The following is a 17,948-nucleotide window of genomic DNA, read 5'->3' on the forward strand; positions in this document are numbered from 1 at the left end:
TAAAATTTATGCGAATTGACAAATACCTGTGGTGCGTTCGTTACTACAAAACACGAAACATGGCAACTGAAGCCTGTAAAAAAAATCAGATTACCCTTAACGGAAATATTGCTAAGCCATCCAAAGACATTCTTCCTGGAGACAAGATCACTTTCAGAAAAGACCAAATTACCTATATTATAAAAGTATTGGCAATTCCTGATAATCGTGTTGGCGCTAAGCTAGTCGACTTGTACAGAATCGACGAAACACCAGCCGAAGCCTTTGCTCATTTGGAAATGCTTAAACTTTCAAAATCCCATTACCGAAAATTCGGAGAAGGAAGACCCACCAAAAAAGACCGTCGTGATTTAGATGAATTTGAATTTGACTTTAACGAAGAAGAAGATGGGCCTGAATAAAGACTATTGGGAAAACCGATACAGTCAAAATGATTTTCCGTGGGATGCAGGAAGCATCACAACTCCTTTAAAAGAATATTTTGACCAGATTCAGGATAAAAACATCCGTATTCTTATTCCGGGTTGTGGCAACAGTTATGAATTTGAATACTTAGTCGCCAACGGATTTCAAAACGTTTTTGTACTAGACTACGCCCCAACCCCGGTTCAAAATTTAAAAAATCGTTTACCCGAATCGTACCATAAGCAAATACTTCAACAGGATTTTTTTGAACATGACGCTTCTTATGATTTAATCATAGAACAGACTTTCTTTTGCGCATTATCTCCGGAATTGAGATCTAAATACATCCAAAAGATGCATTCGCTGCTTTCTGAAAACGGTAAACTATCAGGTTTACTCTTCCAATTTCCGCTAACAGATGTAGGACCACCTTTTGGAGGAAGCAAAAAGGAATATGAAAATTCGTTTACTTCATTATTTCATATTAACGTATTGGAAACTTGTCATAATTCAATCAAACCACGACAAGGAAACGAACTCTTTTTTATCTTTACCAAAAAAACAAAACTATGAGCCACAACACAATCTTAAATCATCAGGAAATCGATTACAAAATCAAACGAATTGCATATCAGATTTATGAAACCTTTATTGAAGAAAAAGAGATTGTAATCGCAGGCATTCAGGGAAACGGGTTAGTTTTTGCTCAAAAACTAAGTATCATACTAGAATCAATATCGCCTATAAAAGTTATTTTGTGTGAAGTCAAAATTGACAAAAAGAATCCCAACACAACCATCACCACATCTATTGACAAAAGGGATTACACCGAGAAGGGATTAATATTAGTCGATGATGTACTAAATTCGGGCACAACGTTAATCTATGGTGTACGTCATTTTCTGGATGTACCACTTAAAAAATTCAAGACTGCAGTATTGGTTGATCGCAATCATAAAAAATACCCTGTAAAAGCCGATTTTAAGGGCATTTCACTTTCAACCTCGATTTTAGAACACGTTCAAGTCGTTTTCGAAGACAATAACAATCACGCCTATTTAGAATAGGCGTGTGATTTCATCTACAATTTCTTCCGGAGACTTATCATCTACCACAACTGTGTATTTACATTGATTATAATAGTAACTTCTATCAAAAAGATGTTTAGCAATATACTCAACGGTTTCTTCATCATTCAAATTGTGCAATAACGGACGCTTTGCTATTTCATTTTTAAGCCTTCCAACCAACACCGGAATACTTGCTTTCAAATACACCGAAAAAACATCCTCATTTTGAAGATAAACATGATTATTGGCATAACATGGCGTTCCTCCACCTGTACTTAATATATAAGAAGCATCCTCTTCTATTACTTTTTTGAAAATTTCATGCTCTTTTTTACGAAAAAACACTTCTCCCTCATCGGAAAAAATCTCCATAACCGATTTTTTTAGCTCATTTTCGATTAAAAAATCTAAATCTCGAAAAGTCAAATCGAGTTTATCCGCCAAAAGTTGACCGATTTTCGTTTTACCTGACCCCATATAACCCACTAAGACAATTTTTTTCATAATTATAAATCCCTATAAATAAACACTTTGAAAACCATTTTAAAAAAAAGACAAATTTATTATCATTTTCCTTTGAAATGTTAAAAATAAGGTATTATATTTGCACCCGCAATCAGGAAATGATTTCGACTCCGTAGCTCAGCTGGTAGAGCACATCACTTTTAATGATGGGGTCCTGGGTTCGAATCCCAGCGGGGTCACAAATTTGACCGAATTAATTTCTTGAAAGCACTGACTCCGTAGCTCAGTTGGTAGAGCACATCACTTTTAATGATGGGGTCCTGGGTTCGAGCCCCAGCGGGGTCACAAAAAGTCAAACGCAAGTTTGACTTTTTTTGTTTCAGGCCTTGTGGAGGAATTGGTAGACTCGCCATCTTGAGGGGGTGGTGTCGCAAGACGTATGGGTTCGAATCCCATCAAGGTCACTTTTTAAATAACGCTTTGATAAAAGGCCATTTGGGGCAAGCCCAAATCACTTCCAAATCTTCCAATACTGAAGATTCTTCATCTAGAAAACGTAAAATCTTATCCGGACGTACTTTTGTAAACATTCGTGTAAAAAGGTTTTTACCTAGTGCATTTTCATCATACAGCACACTTACAAACAATCGATCATAAAAAGTAAACCGATTAGGGCTTTTAAAAAACCTAAAATCGATTGTTCCTTGCTTTAATTGTGCAACAACCCTATCAGAAAGCACATCCGAATTTCTAAAAGTATAACCTGTACTCGCTTTTGTCCAACCACCAGCCGTACCAATATGCAAGATCTTCTTCGAATTGTTTTGCCAAAACGGATACGAAGTCATGGGTATATTCCCTTTTTCTTTAGCTGTTATCGTAAAACGTTCAATTCCCTGAGATTTCAAATAAGATACTATTTCAGTTTCATATTCCTCATCCGACAACACATTCGGCGAAAACAAAGTATATTCCACTAAAGCTTCATTGACAGACACAGGCAAAAGATACATAAATCGGGTATTGCCTTTCTGCTTGACCGAAAAATCCATAAAAAAGGCCTTGGAATCATCAAAAACAGGCACATCAGTCTGCACAAACCAACCAACAAAATGCTGTTGCAACAAAGGATATCGGTTTGGCTGCATTACCTTTCGATCCAATACCGAATTAAAGAAACACAATCCCTCAAATTCACTTTTATCGGTTTGTACCACAACGTACGATTCGTATTCCTTGAATGAAAATGTTTTCTCTCTCACGATTTGAATAGCTTTGTTCTGATACACTTCTTCAGATACAAAATCATAAAAAGATTGAGATTCTAGCATTTTATACACAAATCCCCTTTCAAGACAATTCACATTCACATCTTCAGTCATAAAATAGGCTTCTTCCCAAGCCTTTTTAAGTAAAAAATCCCAAGAACCGCTGCCTTTCTCCCAAAAACACCATGTTCTGTCATTTCGTTTTTGCGTTTCAGGCTCTATTACCAATATTTTTTTTCCATCACAAACCCCAGCCCGAATCATTTTATGCAAAATCATCAAACTCGACAAACCCATTCCTGAAAAAATATAATCGTAACGCATCTTTATTTAGATATTTAAGCAAATATAACCAAATGATGAAATTAATTTTTAAATTTGTTTAACATAAAGTTAAAAAGAATGAACAATATCAAATCCATTTTCAGTATAAAAGATTTGGAAAACCTATCCGGCATCAAAGCGCACACTATACGTATTTGGGAAAAACGATACGGGATATTACAACCAATGCGAACAGAAACAAACATCAGACTTTATGATGCACAAAATCTCCAAAAACTACTTAATGTCGTTTTATTACACAATCATGGATACAAGATTTCTAAAATAGCCAATTATTCAGATGAAGAAATACCTACTATTGCACGTGGAATTATCTCTGAAAAAAGCATTCATCATCATGCGATTAGCGAATTCAAATTAGCCATGATGAATTTCAATCAGTTTCAATTTGTTAAAACATATGAAGAACTAATCAAAGAAAAACCATTTTATCAAATTTTTGAAGAAATATTCATACCATTACTGAATGAAATCGGTTTGTTGTGGCAATCTGAAACCATTTCACCGGCTCACGAACACTTTATTAGTCATTTGATACGCCAAAAGATTATTCTTCACACCGAAAAGGCGCAATTAGAAACAAACATAAAGAACGACAAAGCCTACATTCTGTATTTACCTCAAAATGAAATTCATGAAATTGGCTTGCTTTACCTTAACTACGAACTCATCCGCCACGGATGTCATACCATATATCTTGGGGAAAGCATCCCTACTGACAACCTTCAAGATGTTCAGAAATACTTTGACAACATCGTTTTTGTAAGTTATTGGACAACACAACCTAGCCCAGATACTATTGAAGAATATATCGATAATCTAAAAAAAGAAATACTAACCTACGGAAATTCAGAATATTGGATTTTGGGAAGACTTGCAACATATGTAAAAAAGGAGTATATTACTCAAAATATAAAAGTCTTCAACACCATAAAAGAAGTTTTAAGACAATTAAACAATTAAATCTATTTTTTTTGTTTAACTTTTTTATATATTTGTTAAACAAATTATGGAAAAAAAAGTCATTATTATCGGTTCTGGGTTTTCATCACTTGCTGCATCCTGCTATCTAGCTAAAGAAGGATGGAATGTAACTATTTATGAAAAAAATCAAACTATTGGCGGGAGAGCCCGTCAATTGAAAAAAGACGGTTTTACATTTGATATTGGTCCTACGTGGTATTGGATGCCAGATGTGTTTGAACGTTTTTTTTCAGACTTCGAACAGAAACCTTCCGATTATTATGAACTCATCAAATTATCGCCAGCTTATCAAGTCTATTTTGGAAAAAATGACACTGTCACAATTGATGATAATATTGAAGCCATTAAGAAAACATTTGAGACAATAGAGCCAGGAAGTGCACTTCGGCTGGAATCCTTCTTAAAAGAAGCTAAAAACAACTATGATATTGCCATTAAAGATTTAGTTTATCGTCCGGGATTGTCACCTTTAGAATTAGTTACGGTTGAAACTGCAAAAAAAATAAATCAGTTCTTTAGTAACATTTCTAAGGAAATCAGAAGTCGATTTAAAAGCAAAAAGTTAATACAAATACTAGAATTCCCTGTCTTATTCCTTGGCGCTAAACCGTCGAACACACCTGCCTTTTATAGTTTTATGAATTATGCTGATTTTGGATTGGGTACTTTCCACCCGAAAGAAGGTATGTACAGTGTGATTCTCGCCTTGGAAAAATTAGCATTAAAGTTAGGAGTAACGATAGTTACTAATTCCAATGTTGAAAAAATAATTGTAAGTAACGGAAAGGCTAGAGCCATTCAAATGAATGGAGAAATCATCGAAGCAGATGTGATTTTATCTGGTGCAGATTACCATCATTCTGAAAGTTTATTGGACAAAGAACACAGAACTTACTCTGAAAAATTTTGGGACAAAAAAACATTCGCACCTTCATCCCTACTTTTTTATGTAGGTTTTGATAAAAAAATTGAAAATACAGAGCATCACACCCTATTTTTTGATGTTGATTTTGATGAGCATGCGAAAGCTATTTACGATCAACCCAATTGGCCTAAAAACCCTTTATTTTATGCCAGTTTCCCTTCTAAAACCGATAAAAGTACTGCACCAGAGGGTAAGGAAGCTGGTATTTTTTTAATTCCTTTAGCGCCAGACCTTGAAGATACTCCAGCTTTGAGAGAGGAATATTTCCATAAAATAATGGATCGTTTTGAGCAATTAACTGGTCAAGAAGTGAAAAACAGCATTCTATTCAAAGAATCCTTTTGTGTGAATGATTTTGTTAAAGAATACAACTCGTACAAAGGAAATGCATACGGAATGGCAAACACTTTGCTACAAACTGCTTTCCTTAGACCTAAACTAAAAAGTAAAAAAGTAAAAAACTTATACTTCACTGGACAATTAACAGTACCGGGACCTGGTGTACCACCGTCTTTAATTTCAGGAAAATTAGCCGCAGAATTAATTCAAAAATATTCATAAAAAAAGACCATGAAATCACTTTTTGATACCGTTTCGTTTGATTGCAGTAAGATTGTCACTAAATCGTACAGCACTTCATTTTCCTCAGCCGTAAGAATGTTGGCCCCCAGTATTCGTCAGGACATCTATAACATTTATGGTTTTGTTCGCTTTGCCGATGAAATTGTTGACACATTTCACGATTATGATAAAGAATCCTTATTTGCTCAATTCGAAATGGATTTGGAATCAGCACTGGAAAATAAAATCAGTCTCAATCCTATTTTGAACTCTTTTCAAGATACCGTTCACAAGCACAAAATACCTTACAGCCTGATAGCTGATTTCATGAAAAGCATGAAACTTGATCTCACCAAAAAATCCTACACTACCAATGAAGAATACGAGGAATATATTTATGGAAGTGCGGATGTTGTTGGGCTAATGTGTCTTAAGGTTTTTGTAAAAGGAAATAATGAACTGTATGACAAATTAAAAAATCCGGCGATGCGCTTGGGTTCTGCATTTCAAAAAGTAAATTTTTTAAGAGATTTAAAAACTGATCATGATGAACTTGACAGAACTTACTTTCCGAATACGGATTTAAACAACCTAAACGAAGAAGCTAAGACTGAAATCATTAAAGACATTGAAGCCGATTTCGCAGCAGGATTTCAAGGTATTAAAAATTTACCCATAGAAGCTAAATTTGGAGTATATACTGCCTATATCTATTATAAAAAATTGTTATCCAAGTTACACAAAACACCTTCAACTGAAATTAAAAACACAAGGATACGTGTTCCCGATTATCAAAAAGTAAGTTTACTTGCCAATTGTTATGTAAAATATCGATTGAATTTACTCTAACTCATTCATTATGAAATCACTTATCGCACTCCTTTTAACATTCAGTATCAACTCATTTGCACAACAAAAAAAATTAGATATTGAAAAAGATTTAGCCTATTTGGTTGGAAAATGGAAAGGTGAATTAACCTATTTGGACTATAGTTCAGGAAAACCCTATACCATGCCGGCAGAAGTTTTTATAGACAAAATTGACAACTACAATTATCTTTATCAAAATATTTATCCTAACGAAACAAAGGCCAATTCAACTGACACATTGGTCATTTCAAAAGACGGTGCATTATTCAATAAAAAAAGCATTAAAAAAATTAAACGAACTAAGCTTGCTATTGAAATAATTACTGAAATTAAAGGTACTGATGGAAATGATAAAAAAGCTGCACTATTGAGAAATACCTATTTTATATCTTCAAAGAAATATACAATCATTAAGGATGTTCAATTTGAGGGTACAAAAAATTGGATAAAAAGACACGAATATTCATTCACTAAAAATTAAAACAATGCTACTTCATCTATTGGTTTTTATACTTACTTTTTGCTTTATGGAATTCATGGCTTGGTTTAGCCACAAGTACATAATGCATGGTTTTTTATGGCATCTGCATGCTGATCATCACAAAAAAGATCACGATTCCTGGTTTGAACGTAATGATGCCTTTTTCTTGTTCTATGCAGCAGTTAGCATTGGTTTTTTCCTCCTATGGCAAAATAATATTTTAGCAATAGGCCTAGCAATAGGGCTGGGTATTTTCGCTTATGGGTTAGCCTACTTTACGGTTCATGATATTTTCATACACCAACGATTCAAATTTTTTCGAAATGTAAACAACCGTTATGCAAAAGCAGTCAGAAGAGCACATAAAATGCATCACAAACATATTGGTAAAGAACATGGAGAATGTTTTGGGATGTTACTTGTACCCAGAAAATATTTCAAACAATAAAAAAGCGACCTAATGGTCGCTTTTCACTTTTATTTTTTTGACGCCGAATTCAATTCGTCACTGCCCGGTAGATTCATTCTTTTAGTCAAGAGTGAGATTTCATTAATATTAAAGTCTCCTGTCAAAGACATTAAAACGGTTTCATTTCCTTTGACTCCAGTACCTTCAATAAACATTAACAATTCACTTACATTATTACTACCTGCTATTGACTTCACAAAGATTTTGGAATTCTTGCCGTTTTCATTCATACGCATCAATTCATCCATCTTAACACTTCCCAAATACTTATCTACTGTTGAACGCATATCTGCTGTAGTTTTGGGACTCGAAGTTTTATATACTTTTAAATTTTCCAGTTTTTTGATAAGGTTCAGGTAAGCAATATCTTCCTTACTTTCCATCTTAACTTTACTCATCAATTCAAACATTTTTTTGTTAACGACAACAGAAGAAACATTTTCCTGACCGTCGTATTTATCAAAAGCAGTTTGAGCACCACCATAAAAGGGTAACAAAATCAGGGCGAATAATACTACTATCTTTTTCATCTTTTATTTTTCTTTTTTGAATACTTTGTTTTTGACAATTTCATATTCTTTTAAATGTTGTGCATTTTCCATGCCAGAATTGATATTCGAAGATAATAAATTCAACGCTTTTTGAGTTTCAAGAAAAGCTTCTTCGGGCGTTTTAAAAGTACCTAGTTCATTTTTAGCCTCTTGCGACTCAATATTATTCGAAAAAAAAGTAATTAAACCATATATTCCTATTACCGAAAATAAAATCAAACTCCAAACCAGCGTTCTACTTATCTTAGATTTTTCATTCATAACTATGTCAATTTTGTACAAGATAATGAGAAAATTCGGTAAAAAAAAATCCCGATTTAATCGCTTAAACCGGGACAAACAAAAAACTCAATATTTCTAAAATAAGAAATTGAATCCAATCTTGAAGTTTCTGCCTCTTGTACTGTAACCTCTGGCTTCCACAAAATCTTTGTTTAAAACGTTATCCACTGCTAAGAACGCGTTGAACTTATCTTTAATCAATGCATAACGCAAATTGGTATTCACTAATTGATAGTCTTTTAAAATTTCATTAATCACTGTTGGAGTCCAAGTAATTGGATCATAAATAGTATACTGCGTCAATCTATCAGAAACAAATTGATAGGCTACATTAATTCCTAAACGTGATGTCGCTGTAAAATCAACAGACGCATTTGCTTTGTGCTTTGGATTTAAAATTCGGGATTGTTTTTCCAACTCTGTAAAAGTATAATTGGCATTCAATTTCACTTTATCATTCACTTCATAAGAAACCATGGTTTCAAAACCATTTACTTTGTTTTTCCCTTCAACATTGAAATATTTGTAAGTTGTCATGTCAAATCCTATTGCATTTTTCTCTTCTCTGTGAAAAAATACAGCATTAATATTCAGCTTTTTATCCAAAACATTCGCGTCGAAACCAGCTTCTATTGTAGCATCTTTTTCGGGAGTAAGATCTAAACGACCATATGGAGAATACAACTGGTATAAACTTGGTGTTACAAAAGCTGTACTATATGACGCCAATAATTTAAATTTCGAATCCAAGAAATTGAAAGAAGGATTTACATTGAAAACTAAGTTTTCACCATACTTACTATGCATGTTATAACGAGCACCTGCATTCAGATTGAAACCTAAATCAGAATTATAAACTACTGTAGCATACGGATCAATCATATTGAATTTTGCCAATTCTTTTACGATTGAGCTGCTTGGGCTCCAGTTTGACATATCATGAAACTGGAATTGTGCTCCTGTCACCACAAAAAACTGTGTTGAAATTTCATATTTATTATACAAATCGGAATTTACGCTTCTCGATTTGTATTCTGCCGGTGTGCCGTAAGAAAAGAAATCTCTGTTTACTAAATTCGCTCCAGAATTAATTACAAATTCTACTTTGTTATATTTATATTTTGGTGTAAATCCAACACGATATTGTTCGGAAGTACTGAAGTTCGTTAAATCATCTGCAAATGAACCAGTGTCAAATTCGTTTTTCATTCGGTCGTAATTCGCAAAAATGTCGAACGATAATTTCTTAGTTGGGGTAAAACCAATTTTAACCACAGAATTCACTCTCGAAAAAGCATCATTTTCAAAAATAGATGCGCTGTTAACTGGTTTAGCTTCCGAAATACCATCGGAAAAAGTACTATTTAAACTTGCTGAATAGTTGAATTTCTCCACAGAACCACCAATAGAGAAACCTTGATTGAATTCATTTGGTTCATAGTTATTGTTTTTATCAACAGTTTCCTGCGAACCCACATTCATATATGCATTCCCTTGAAATGCTTTTTTTGGTGATTTTTTTAAAGTAATATTGATAACTCCAGCTGCCGCACCAGTACCGTATAAAGTACTTGAAGCACCTTTTAAAATTTCGATACTTTCCACCTGATCCACAGGAAGTAAACGCATATCAAAAGCTAAAGTAGGTCCGGAAGCATCGGTAACCGGAATACCATCAATTAAAATTAAAGTCTGATGGTTTCTACCGCCTCTAATGTAATAGCCTAAATCTTTTCCATTACGGCTTTGATTTCCATTAATTTCAACACCAGCAACGGTACTTAAAACTGTGGCTAGGGACTGTCCTTGTTTCTTTTTTAAATCTTCTGCAGTAATCTTCACAACAACTTTACCCGATTTCTCTTTTGACAAAGCAAATTTTGAATCAGAAACCACTACTTCATTCAAATTGCGGATAGAATCATTTTCTTGAGCGAATACACCAAGAGAAGCCAATACAAAAGCACTGACCATTGTAATCTTTTTGTTCATTTTAATTAAACATTTGTAATACTAAATTGGGAGAAAAGTATAGAATTTACCCATACCCAAACCTTTTTTCCCGAAAGTTTGATACTCAATGTACTAGGCAGGTCTCCTGGCTTGCGTCCTGTTGTTTACCTTCCCATTTCCTATTTTAAAACGAAACAGTGGTGTGTAGATAACAACAAGCTAATTAGCTTACAGTTGCGGGTACAGCTTAGGCATTTAACCTAATTCCCTTTTAATGCGTTTTCACTACTTGTAAAAACGACAACCTCAATACGGGTGCAAATATAGAGTTCCAATTAGGAATAATGCAAATTTTATCTACTTTTTAATTATTATATTAAAAAATGTTAAATCAAAAAGTTTATTTCTTTTTCTTTTTATATCTTTTATATAGTATCAAAGAGATCACTAAAATGTGAATAAAAACGATTGTATAAATCGCAAACATGAATTCTTTAGAGCTTGTATTCATAATTTAAATTATAACTTTAATTACCTGACCGAATTCTACCGAATTGGAGAATGCGTCTTTCAGTTCAAGGTGCATTATTTTACATAGAAAACTGCGAATTACACCAGCGTGAGTCACAATAACAATAGGTAGTTCTTCATGGATTAATTGCCCATCCATAAACGTTAAAACCCTATTGTACAAATCCACAAATGATTCGCCTTGAGGAACTTTCACAGTCACAAAATCCTTCATCCAAGGATCGACTTCATCGGACGGAATTTCATCCCACTTTTTCATTTCCCAACTACCGAAATCCATTTCCATTAAGCGTTTGTCGACAGTATAATCAGATGATGACAGGAAATTAGCTAAAATAGTACAACGTTGTAACGGACTAGTATAAAACAAGGCTTTTTCTGGCAATTGTTTTTTGATTTCTTGAAACTGATCCATATATGGCTGCCGCAATTCAACATCGGATTGCCCATAACAAATCCCTTTTTCACAAACTGTTTCTGTATGTCTGATTAAATAAATTTCCATATTGCAATAGTCGATAGATAAAAAACAACCTCACAAACTTGCTGTGTGGCACCTAAACAATCTCCGGTATAACCGTCAATCCATTTTTGAAAATAACGAGCCAGATAAACACGCATCAAAAAGACAGGAATCAGCGTCAAAAGCAACTGCCATTGAAAAAATGCAAGTACAAACAAAGGCAGTAATCCAAAAAAGAAAGCACCAACTACTTCGCGCCAAGTATAACTTTGGGCAATCGGTTTACTTTTACTTTTGGCATCTTCACGGGAATATTCATGGGTAAAAACAATAGAAATAGCCGCCAAACGACTTACTGCATGTGCCGAAACAAATAACAGTACTATTACATTTACATATGGTTCTCTTGCTTTTCCCAATAGTACACTTTCTCCAATCGAATAAAACTTAAGCATGAAGAGTAATATCAATCCAATGGCACCATAAGCCCCGATAGCACTGTCTTTCATAATTAGCAATATCTTTTCTTTCGTCCATCCGCCTCCAAAACCATCGCAGACGTCGGCAAAACCATCTTCATGGAAAGCTCCTGTGGTTAATATACCGGCGACAATTGAAAATACAATAGCTATTCCAGTCGAAAAAACACTATTAGCCAAATAGAAAGTCACAAATGAAATCATTCCAACAATCCAACCCACCAAAGGGAAATAACGGGATGCTCTATTGAGATATTCCGGATTGTGATCGATGTTCTTCGGACAAGGAATGCGAGTGTAAAACATCAGCGCAGTAAAAAATATATCGAGTTCTTTTTTCATTCTGTTTTTTCTTTATTACTTACACCAGCCGTTTCAAAACTGGCCATTTCATTTAAAAAAGCTACGGCCGATTGAATGATCGGAAAGGCGATGGCACAACCGGTTCCTTCTCCCAATCGCAAATCCAATTGCAAAACAGCTTTGGCATTCATATAATTCAGCAGCTTTCCATGTGCTTGTTCCGCTGATTGGTGACTGAATATAGCATTCCGGATTATTGCCGGATTCATTTTATAAGCAATCAGAAAAGCAACACTACAAATGAATCCGTCAACCAAAATAAGCATGTTATTTTTAAAAGCTTCCAACATTCCTCCCGCCATTTGAAGAATTTCAAATCCGCCAAAATAAGCCAATTTGTTCTCCAAATCCTCCTTTCCGGTATACGATTCAATCGCTTTTCTCAAGATATCACTTTTGAATTTCAGCTTTTCTGCATTCACACCCGTTCCTTTACCGACACATTCTTCAATAGAAATACCGGTTATGATACTCATCAAAACCGAAGCTGTAGAAGTATTTCCGATTCCCATTTCACCAAAACCGATGCAATTGCATCCTTTTTTTGCAATTTCGACTACAATGTCACTTCCCTTTTCAAAACAAAGCTCCATTTGCTCCAGACTCATTGCCGCACCATGCAGGAATGATTGCGTTCCTTTATCTATTGCATTCGATATCAATTTCGCATTGGGTGGAAAATCATAATTCACACCAGCATTCACAATCGACAATTCGATATCGTGTTGCTTGCAAAAAACATTGATAGCTGCACCACCTTCCAAAAAATTGGTCACCATTTGTCGTGTAACATCCTGTGGATAAGCACTAACACCGTGGACTGCAATTCCGTGATCTGCTGCAAAAACAACTATTGAAGGTTTCTTGATTTCCGGTCTTAAAGTTTGATATACGGTACCGATTTGTTTGGCTAAGGTTTCCAACACACCTAAAGCTCCCGTTGGCTTAGTTTTGTTATCGATTTTATGTTGCAATTCTGATGAAAGTGAGTAAAAATCGTTCCTCTCTAAATTCTCATTTTGTATTCTTACAACTTCATCTTTATGCATTTCGGTAATTTCTGTAACCGAAGGCTTTTCCTCTTTTTGCTTCCAATCCAATTGTTGTAACATCGGTTGGTTGTTATAATCGGTGGCAGGTTTACCGATACAGAAATACCCTAATGGTTCTATATGTTCCGGTAAGTCCAATAGTTTTTTGAATTGATAGTAATTCAAAATCGAAACCCAACCCATCGAATAACCTTGTTCAGTTAATGACAGCCAAATATTTTGTGCTGCACATACCGCGCTAAACTTTATTGCTTCGTTACTCCCTACAGTTCCAATTGTAAAACTATTCAGTACTGAACGGTCGTAACAAATCACCATTCCGAGCGGAGCTTCCTCAATAGCTTCCAGTTTTAATGCTTGGTATTGTTCTTTTTGTAAAGCATTATCGGTTTGATTCGCTGCCTTTTCATCGTATTCCAAAAACAGCTTCTTGATTGCTTTTTTTATTTCGGTCGATTTGATGATATAATACCTAGTAGCATTGGTCAACCCCACAGAAGGAGCCCAATGTCCAGCCTGTAAAGCCTTCTCTACAACCGAATCAGGTACGGCATCACTTAAGAAATGACGCGTATCACGGCGGGATTTCATAATATCATCTAAATAACTCATACACTTAATTTTGTGGGTTCCCAAACAACAAAACAATAATCGTTATAGATTTGTTTGGTAAACTCTGGCACTTCAATCGCTTCAGAAAATAACGGACAATTGATGACCATTGTATGGAATTCCCCATTCTCGCCACAAGAATCGATTCCTTTCGCTTCTAACTCTTCTGCCAATTCTTTAGTCATTATTTTACCGAGGTAGTGCTCCCCCATTTGAGTATTACAGGAAACAATCATAGTTTCGATTCCGTTCGCGAGCATTTCTTGAACTAAATCGATGCGATTCTGTTGCCATAAAGGCAAAACTGCTTCTAAACCTGCTGCTTTACACACCTTTTCTTCCCACTCTCTATGCGGCTCTAAGTCAATATCTCCAAAAACAGCAGCATCTAATTCAAATTCTGCTTTTAGCGTTTGTAATGTTTCTATAAACATAGCTTCATAATCATTCCATGTTGCAGGAATTGCTACTAGAGGCAAATTCATTTTGGCAGCCTGCTCTTTTAAAATACGCAAAGGCAATCCATGCGAACGAGAAACTTTACCGTTTTCATTCATCATATTCAGAAGGACTTTCGGTTGTAAACCCAATTCAACCGCTTTCATCATTGCGAAGCAGGAATCTTTTCCGCCACTCCAGGAGGTCATAAAATTCATCTTATCCTTTTATTTTTACAGGAATACCTGAAACCATCAAAACAACCTCATCGGCATTTTTAGCCAAGAACTGATTCATCCAACCTTGTAACTCTGTAAATTTTCTTCCAATATGAGTTTCGGCGTGAACTCCCATTCCAATTTCATTGGTAATAATGATTATTGTAGCGTCTTTTTGTGCCATCAAGTCATTGATTTCAGCTTTAGCTTGTTCTAAACACAAAGCCACATCATTTTTGGCATCTACGAAGAAGTTAGTCAGCCAAAGAGTGACACAATCAATAATGGCAACTTTTCCTGAAAAATTGAGTGTACTCAGGTGTTTCTCTTCTTCGACATTAATCCATCGTTCATCTCTTTCAGCCTGATGGCGGTCAATTCGTTTTTGGAAATCACCATCCCATTTTCTGGCAGTGGCCACATACATTGGATTGGCTGAAAGTTGCATTGCCAAATCCTGTGCATAACTACTTTTCCCGGAGCGTTCTCCTCCTGTTATAAGATATATCATTATTGTAAGTCTTTCAATTTATAGGGACAATGGCGGCAATTGTTGTTGCAGCAATGTCCTCTTTTTAAATGGTACCACGATTTAAAAACATACTTTCCATCCTCAAGATAATAATCAATCCCTTCGATCAAATGAGGAGCCAGAGGCAAATCTTTTGCAATATTGTCATGCGCTGATTCCGGCGTTACGGTTTGCACATACTTGTCAATCTTAACCGAACAAGCTTCTTTAAAACAATTGGGACATAAACAATCAATTACATCGGAAGGAGCAAAAATAGGTGGAAAATCATTACACCAACATTTATTCCCGTCAACAGAATCTCCACAATTGAACTCGGTTTTACAAGTCGAACATTTTTTAACACGTAAGGTATTCATGCTGTAAAGATAGTGTTTGTGGATTTTTGGCATAAAAAAGAATCCGAATTTTTTTGCAAATTCTTTTACCTTTGCGAGAATGAAACACAAACTAATGAAGACTTTTCTTTATAAAGCCCTTTTTATTTCTTTTTTAGCATTCACGATTGGTTGTAAGAAAAAGGAAGTCATTGCTACATCACTACATACAACTGCTCCAAATGATATTCAATATGCCAGTGGATTATCTATATACAAATACAATGGTTATTCTGTAGTGAAGGTAACCAATCCATGGCCCGATGCGAATAGGGATTTTACCTATATACTTCAGGAGAAAAATGCTGTAGTTCCCGACAGTTTACATCAATACACTACCATTCCAGTACCGTTAAAATCAATAGTAGTTACCTCTACCACGAATATTCCGTTTCTAGAAATGCTGGGCGTTGAAAACAAATTGGTTGGATTTCCACATACCGATTACGTTTCGTCCCCAAAAACAAGAGCATTAATAGACCAAGGTATTGTTAAAAACGTAGGACAAAACGAACGTTTGAACATGGAGAAACTAATTGATTTATCTCCGGAACTGATTGTAACTTTTGGTGTAGACAACAATAATCCTATGATTAAAAATCTAGAAAAAAGTGGCTTAAAAGTTATGATTCAAGGGGATTGGATGGAACAATCACCTCTTGGAAAGGCAGAATGGTTAAAATTATATGCCGCTTTGTTTGGAAAGGAAAAGGAAGCAAAACAATTGTTCGAGACTATTGTAAAAGAATACGAAACTGCTAAAACCTCAGTAAAAAATAAAAAAGCAAAAGCTACTGTTTTATATGGTAATATGTACCAGGACCAATGGTTTGTAGCCAAAGGAAACAGCTGGGTAGCACAATTCCTAAAAGATGCCAAAGCCAATTACTTGTGGGCAAATGAAAAAGGTACTGGAAGTTTGCCACTGACTTTTGAAAAGGTATTGGAAAAAGCCAAAAATGCAGACGTTTGGATTGCTGCTGGTACTTTTAAGACATTGAATGATTTATCCTCCAATAATCCGCATTATACTCAATTTGATGCATTTGGAAAGAAAAATGTATATACTTTTGAGAGCAAACTAGGTGCAACCGGAGGAACCATTTATTATGAATTGGGGCCAAGCCGCCCTGATTTGATCCTGAAAGATTACATCAAGATATTTCATCCAGATATACTACCGAATTACACACTAACCTTTGCTGAAAAACTGAACTAAATTGTCGAATCAAAAACGAAATATTCAACTATTTGTAATTCTAGCAATAGGTTTACTATTCCTTTTATTGGTTAATATCAGCTTTGGTTCGGTAACTATTCCATTTGAAGAAGTTATCAATAGCTTAACCGGTGGAAAAGCCAGTAAATCTACATGGGAATATATTATCATTAATTACCGTTTACCCAAAGCGATTACCGCAATTTTGGTGGGAATGGGGCTTTCTATCAGCGGGCTTTTAATGCAAACCTTATTCAGAAATCCATTAGCCGGACCCGATGTATTGGGTCTAAGCTCTGGCGCCAGTTTGAGCGTTGCCTTTGTGATATTAGGAGCTGGTTTAGTGCCTTCCTTTTTAGGTTCGATTTTCCTATCACCCTACGGCTTAGTAATTGCATCAACAATAGGAAGTTTTGCCGTATTACTTTTGGTATTGCTTGTTTCCCAGAAACTAAGAGACACCATGGCCATATTGGTCTTAGGATTAATGTTCGGAAGTTTTACAAGTGCAATTGTTGGTATATTAACCTTTTTCAGTTCTGCGGAACAATTACAGAAATTCACCTTTTGGTCTTTGGGGAATCTTGGAAACCTTTCTTGGTTATCCATTATCATACTGGCATTTTCGGTACTTTTAGGTTTACTAATCAGCATGCTGTGTATTAAACCTTTGAATGCTTTGTTGTTGGGCGAAAATTATGCCCGAAGCTTAGGTTTGAACTTCAAGAGAACCCGATTACTCATCATATTTGCAACGAGTATTTTGGCAGGAAGCATTACTGCTTTCGCCGGACCAATTGCCTTTGTGGGATTAGCAGTACCGCATATAGCCAAATTACTATTTCAGACAAGTAATCATTTTATTCTCTACTGGAGTACATTACTTCTAGGCGCCGCTATTATGTTAATTTGTGATGTCATTTCACAAATGCCTGGAATGGAAATTACTTTACCCATCAATGCCATTACCTCTATTTTTGGAGCGCCGGTAGTAATATGGTTGTTAGTCAGAAAACAAAAAATAGTGCGTTAGTG

21 protein-coding genes, 3 tRNA genes and 1 riboswitch are annotated in these 17,948 nt (G+C 35.2%); of the genes, 13 read left to right on the forward strand and 11 right to left on the reverse strand.

What is annotated here, in order from left to right:
* Positions 1-8: 8 nt before the first annotated feature.
* Genes ACS8MM_RS08045 through ACS8MM_RS08055 form a run of 3 tightly spaced genes read left to right on the forward strand, consistent with a single transcriptional unit; the run spans position 9 to position 1,472 of the window.
* On the forward strand, positions 9-401 hold the full coding sequence (locus ACS8MM_RS08045; RefSeq protein WP_379715084.1) for an RNA-binding S4 domain-containing protein: 393 nt from the start codon (positions 9-11) through the stop codon (positions 399-401).
* Positions 388-978, forward strand: coding sequence for a methyltransferase (locus ACS8MM_RS08050; RefSeq protein ID WP_379715086.1), 591 nt, complete (start codon positions 388-390; stop codon positions 976-978). The genes ACS8MM_RS08045 and ACS8MM_RS08050 overlap by 14 nt, the downstream gene beginning before the upstream one ends.
* Positions 975-1,472 carry a phosphoribosyltransferase domain-containing protein gene (locus ACS8MM_RS08055; RefSeq protein ID WP_379715088.1) on the forward strand — a complete coding sequence of 166 codons (498 nt, stop codon included), beginning with the start codon at positions 975-977 and terminating at the stop codon, positions 1,470-1,472. The genes ACS8MM_RS08050 and ACS8MM_RS08055 overlap by 4 nt, the downstream gene beginning before the upstream one ends.
* On the opposite strand, the gene ACS8MM_RS08060 is transcribed toward ACS8MM_RS08055, so the two are convergent.
* Positions 1,464-1,979 carry a shikimate kinase gene (locus ACS8MM_RS08060; protein ID WP_379715090.1) on the reverse strand — a complete coding sequence of 172 codons (516 nt, stop codon included), beginning with the start codon at positions 1,977-1,979 and terminating at the stop codon, positions 1,464-1,466. The two genes, ACS8MM_RS08055 and ACS8MM_RS08060, sit on opposite strands and share 9 nt — an antisense overlap.
* 127 nt (positions 1,980-2,106) lie before the next feature.
* Between ACS8MM_RS08060 and ACS8MM_RS08065 the strand changes: the two genes are divergently transcribed.
* The 3 genes from ACS8MM_RS08065 to ACS8MM_RS08075 all read left to right on the forward strand — a co-directional run bounded on the left by ACS8MM_RS08065 (position 2,107) and on the right by ACS8MM_RS08075 (position 2,404).
* A tRNA-Lys gene (locus ACS8MM_RS08065) sits at positions 2,107-2,179 on the forward strand.
* 33 nt (positions 2,180-2,212) lie between these two features.
* Positions 2,213-2,285: transfer RNA gene (locus tag ACS8MM_RS08070), tRNA-Lys, on the forward strand.
* A 37-nt stretch (positions 2,286-2,322) separates the two neighbouring features.
* A tRNA-Leu gene (locus ACS8MM_RS08075) sits at positions 2,323-2,404 on the forward strand.
* On the opposite strand, the gene ACS8MM_RS08080 is transcribed toward ACS8MM_RS08075, so the two are convergent.
* On the reverse strand, positions 2,402-3,532 hold the full coding sequence (locus ACS8MM_RS08080) for a lycopene cyclase family protein (protein ID WP_379715092.1): 1,131 nt from the start codon (positions 3,530-3,532) through the stop codon (positions 2,402-2,404). The genes ACS8MM_RS08075 and ACS8MM_RS08080 overlap by 3 nt on opposite strands.
* A 78-nt stretch (positions 3,533-3,610) precedes the next feature.
* Here ACS8MM_RS08080 and ACS8MM_RS08085 point away from each other — a divergent pair, with 78 nt between their 5' ends.
* Genes ACS8MM_RS08085 through ACS8MM_RS08105 form a run of 5 tightly spaced genes read left to right on the forward strand, consistent with a single transcriptional unit; the run spans position 3,611 to position 7,822 of the window.
* Positions 3,611-4,516, forward strand: coding sequence for a MerR family transcriptional regulator (locus ACS8MM_RS08085; RefSeq protein WP_379715094.1), 906 nt, complete (start codon positions 3,611-3,613; stop codon positions 4,514-4,516).
* Positions 4,517-4,562: 46 nt separating this feature from the next.
* Complete coding sequence (locus tag ACS8MM_RS08090) at positions 4,563-6,023, forward strand: phytoene desaturase family protein (protein WP_379715096.1); 1,461 nt, start codon at positions 4,563-4,565, stop codon at positions 6,021-6,023.
* Between the two features lie 9 nt (positions 6,024-6,032).
* Entirely contained in the window at positions 6,033-6,872 is an 840-nt protein-coding gene (locus tag ACS8MM_RS08095; RefSeq protein ID WP_379715098.1) for a phytoene/squalene synthase family protein, read from the forward strand.
* A 10-nt stretch (positions 6,873-6,882) separates the two neighbouring features.
* Positions 6,883-7,374 (forward strand): hypothetical protein, encoded by a 492-nt coding sequence (locus ACS8MM_RS08100; RefSeq protein ID WP_379715100.1) that lies wholly within the window; start codon positions 6,883-6,885, stop codon positions 7,372-7,374.
* A gap of 4 nt (positions 7,375-7,378) precedes the next feature.
* Positions 7,379-7,822 (forward strand): beta-carotene hydroxylase, encoded by a 444-nt coding sequence (locus ACS8MM_RS08105; RefSeq protein ID WP_379715101.1) that lies wholly within the window; start codon positions 7,379-7,381, stop codon positions 7,820-7,822.
* Positions 7,823-7,851: 29 nt separating this feature from the next.
* Here the strand turns inward: ACS8MM_RS08105 and ACS8MM_RS08110 are convergent, their stop codons facing one another.
* From ACS8MM_RS08110 to ACS8MM_RS08150, 9 genes are all read right to left on the reverse strand, one after another.
* Positions 7,852-8,373 carry a DUF4252 domain-containing protein gene (locus tag ACS8MM_RS08110; protein ID WP_379715103.1) on the reverse strand — a complete coding sequence of 174 codons (522 nt, stop codon included), beginning with the start codon at positions 8,371-8,373 and terminating at the stop codon, positions 7,852-7,854.
* Between the two features lie 3 nt (positions 8,374-8,376).
* Positions 8,377-8,655 carry a hypothetical protein gene (locus ACS8MM_RS08115; protein WP_379715105.1) on the reverse strand — a complete coding sequence of 93 codons (279 nt, stop codon included), beginning with the start codon at positions 8,653-8,655 and terminating at the stop codon, positions 8,377-8,379.
* 96 nt (positions 8,656-8,751) lie between these two features.
* Entirely contained in the window at positions 8,752-10,668 is a 1,917-nt protein-coding gene (locus ACS8MM_RS08120; protein ID WP_379715107.1) for a TonB-dependent receptor plug domain-containing protein, read from the reverse strand.
* Positions 10,669-10,747: 79 nt separating this feature from the next.
* Positions 10,748-10,953: riboswitch (cobalamin riboswitch) on the reverse strand.
* A gap of 190 nt (positions 10,954-11,143) precedes the next feature.
* Positions 11,144-11,665, reverse strand: a complete 522-nt coding sequence (gene cobC, locus ACS8MM_RS08125; protein WP_379715109.1) for an alpha-ribazole phosphatase — start codon at positions 11,663-11,665, stop codon at positions 11,144-11,146.
* Positions 11,650-12,444, reverse strand: coding sequence for an adenosylcobinamide-GDP ribazoletransferase (locus ACS8MM_RS08130; RefSeq protein ID WP_379715111.1), 795 nt, complete (start codon positions 12,442-12,444; stop codon positions 11,650-11,652). Before ACS8MM_RS08130 ends, cobC begins: the two co-directional genes overlap by 16 nt.
* Positions 12,441-14,129 (reverse strand): nicotinate-nucleotide--dimethylbenzimidazole phosphoribosyltransferase, encoded by a 1,689-nt coding sequence (cobT, locus tag ACS8MM_RS08135; protein ID WP_379715113.1) that lies wholly within the window; start codon positions 14,127-14,129, stop codon positions 12,441-12,443. Before cobT ends, ACS8MM_RS08130 begins: the two co-directional genes overlap by 4 nt.
* Complete coding sequence (locus tag ACS8MM_RS08140; protein ID WP_379715115.1) at positions 14,126-14,785, reverse strand: diphthine--ammonia ligase; 660 nt, start codon at positions 14,783-14,785, stop codon at positions 14,126-14,128. The genes cobT and ACS8MM_RS08140 overlap by 4 nt, the downstream gene beginning before the upstream one ends.
* A gap of 1 nt (position 14,786) precedes the next feature.
* Positions 14,787-15,296, reverse strand: coding sequence for a bifunctional adenosylcobinamide kinase/adenosylcobinamide-phosphate guanylyltransferase (gene cobU, locus ACS8MM_RS08145; protein ID WP_379715117.1), 510 nt, complete (start codon positions 15,294-15,296; stop codon positions 14,787-14,789).
* Positions 15,296-15,709, reverse strand: coding sequence for a DUF5522 domain-containing protein (locus ACS8MM_RS08150; protein ID WP_379715119.1), 414 nt, complete (start codon positions 15,707-15,709; stop codon positions 15,296-15,298). Before ACS8MM_RS08150 ends, cobU begins: the two co-directional genes overlap by 1 nt.
* A gap of 61 nt (positions 15,710-15,770) precedes the next feature.
* Here ACS8MM_RS08150 and ACS8MM_RS08155 point away from each other — a divergent pair, with 61 nt between their 5' ends.
* A complete protein-coding gene (locus ACS8MM_RS08155; protein WP_379718963.1) occupies positions 15,771-16,913 on the forward strand; it encodes an ABC transporter substrate-binding protein in 1,143 nt (380 codons plus the stop codon).
* 1 nt (position 16,914) lies between these two features.
* Positions 16,915-17,946 (forward strand): iron chelate uptake ABC transporter family permease subunit, encoded by a 1,032-nt coding sequence (locus ACS8MM_RS08160; protein WP_379715121.1) that lies wholly within the window; start codon positions 16,915-16,917, stop codon positions 17,944-17,946.
* The last annotated feature ends 2 nt before the right edge of the window (positions 17,947-17,948 follow it).

It is taken from the genome of Flavobacterium sp. MAHUQ-57 (assembly GCF_051908335.1).
Classification (GTDB): domain Bacteria; phylum Bacteroidota; class Bacteroidia; order Flavobacteriales; family Flavobacteriaceae; genus Flavobacterium.

Bases quoted from the DNA above. Each gene is read 5' to 3' on its own strand.
- ACS8MM_RS08045 (WP_379715084.1), top strand. From the start codon at position 9: ATGCGAATTGACAAATACCTGTGGTGCGTTCGTTACTACAAAACACGA.
- ACS8MM_RS08050 (WP_379715086.1), top strand. From the start codon at position 388: ATGGGCCTGAATAAAGACTATTGGGAAAACCGATACAGTCAAAATGAT.
- ACS8MM_RS08055 (WP_379715088.1), top strand. From the start codon at position 975: ATGAGCCACAACACAATCTTAAATCATCAGGAAATCGATTACAAAATC.
- ACS8MM_RS08060 (WP_379715090.1), bottom strand. From the start codon at position 1,979: ATGAAAAAAATTGTCTTAGTGGGTTATATGGGGTCAGGTAAAACGAAA.
- ACS8MM_RS08080 (WP_379715092.1), bottom strand. From the start codon at position 3,532: ATGCGTTACGATTATATTTTTTCAGGAATGGGTTTGTCGAGTTTGATG.
- ACS8MM_RS08085 (WP_379715094.1), top strand. From the start codon at position 3,611: ATGAACAATATCAAATCCATTTTCAGTATAAAAGATTTGGAAAACCTA.
- ACS8MM_RS08090 (WP_379715096.1), top strand. From the start codon at position 4,563: ATGGAAAAAAAAGTCATTATTATCGGTTCTGGGTTTTCATCACTTGCT.
- ACS8MM_RS08095 (WP_379715098.1), top strand. From the start codon at position 6,033: ATGAAATCACTTTTTGATACCGTTTCGTTTGATTGCAGTAAGATTGTC.
- ACS8MM_RS08100 (WP_379715100.1), top strand. From the start codon at position 6,883: ATGAAATCACTTATCGCACTCCTTTTAACATTCAGTATCAACTCATTT.
- ACS8MM_RS08105 (WP_379715101.1), top strand. From the start codon at position 7,379: ATGCTACTTCATCTATTGGTTTTTATACTTACTTTTTGCTTTATGGAA.
- ACS8MM_RS08110 (WP_379715103.1), bottom strand. From the start codon at position 8,373: ATGAAAAAGATAGTAGTATTATTCGCCCTGATTTTGTTACCCTTTTAT.
- ACS8MM_RS08115 (WP_379715105.1), bottom strand. From the start codon at position 8,655: ATGAATGAAAAATCTAAGATAAGTAGAACGCTGGTTTGGAGTTTGATT.
- ACS8MM_RS08120 (WP_379715107.1), bottom strand. From the start codon at position 10,668: ATGAACAAAAAGATTACAATGGTCAGTGCTTTTGTATTGGCTTCTCTT.
- cobC (WP_379715109.1), bottom strand. From the start codon at position 11,665: ATGGAAATTTATTTAATCAGACATACAGAAACAGTTTGTGAAAAAGGG.
- ACS8MM_RS08130 (WP_379715111.1), bottom strand. From the start codon at position 12,444: ATGAAAAAAGAACTCGATATATTTTTTACTGCGCTGATGTTTTACACT.
- cobT (WP_379715113.1), bottom strand. From the start codon at position 14,129: ATGAGTTATTTAGATGATATTATGAAATCCCGCCGTGATACGCGTCAT.
- ACS8MM_RS08140 (WP_379715115.1), bottom strand. From the start codon at position 14,785: ATGAATTTTATGACCTCCTGGAGTGGCGGAAAAGATTCCTGCTTCGCA.
- cobU (WP_379715117.1), bottom strand. From the start codon at position 15,296: ATGATATATCTTATAACAGGAGGAGAACGCTCCGGGAAAAGTAGTTAT.
- ACS8MM_RS08150 (WP_379715119.1), bottom strand. From the start codon at position 15,709: ATGCCAAAAATCCACAAACACTATCTTTACAGCATGAATACCTTACGT.
- ACS8MM_RS08155 (WP_379718963.1), top strand. From the start codon at position 15,771: ATGAAGACTTTTCTTTATAAAGCCCTTTTTATTTCTTTTTTAGCATTC.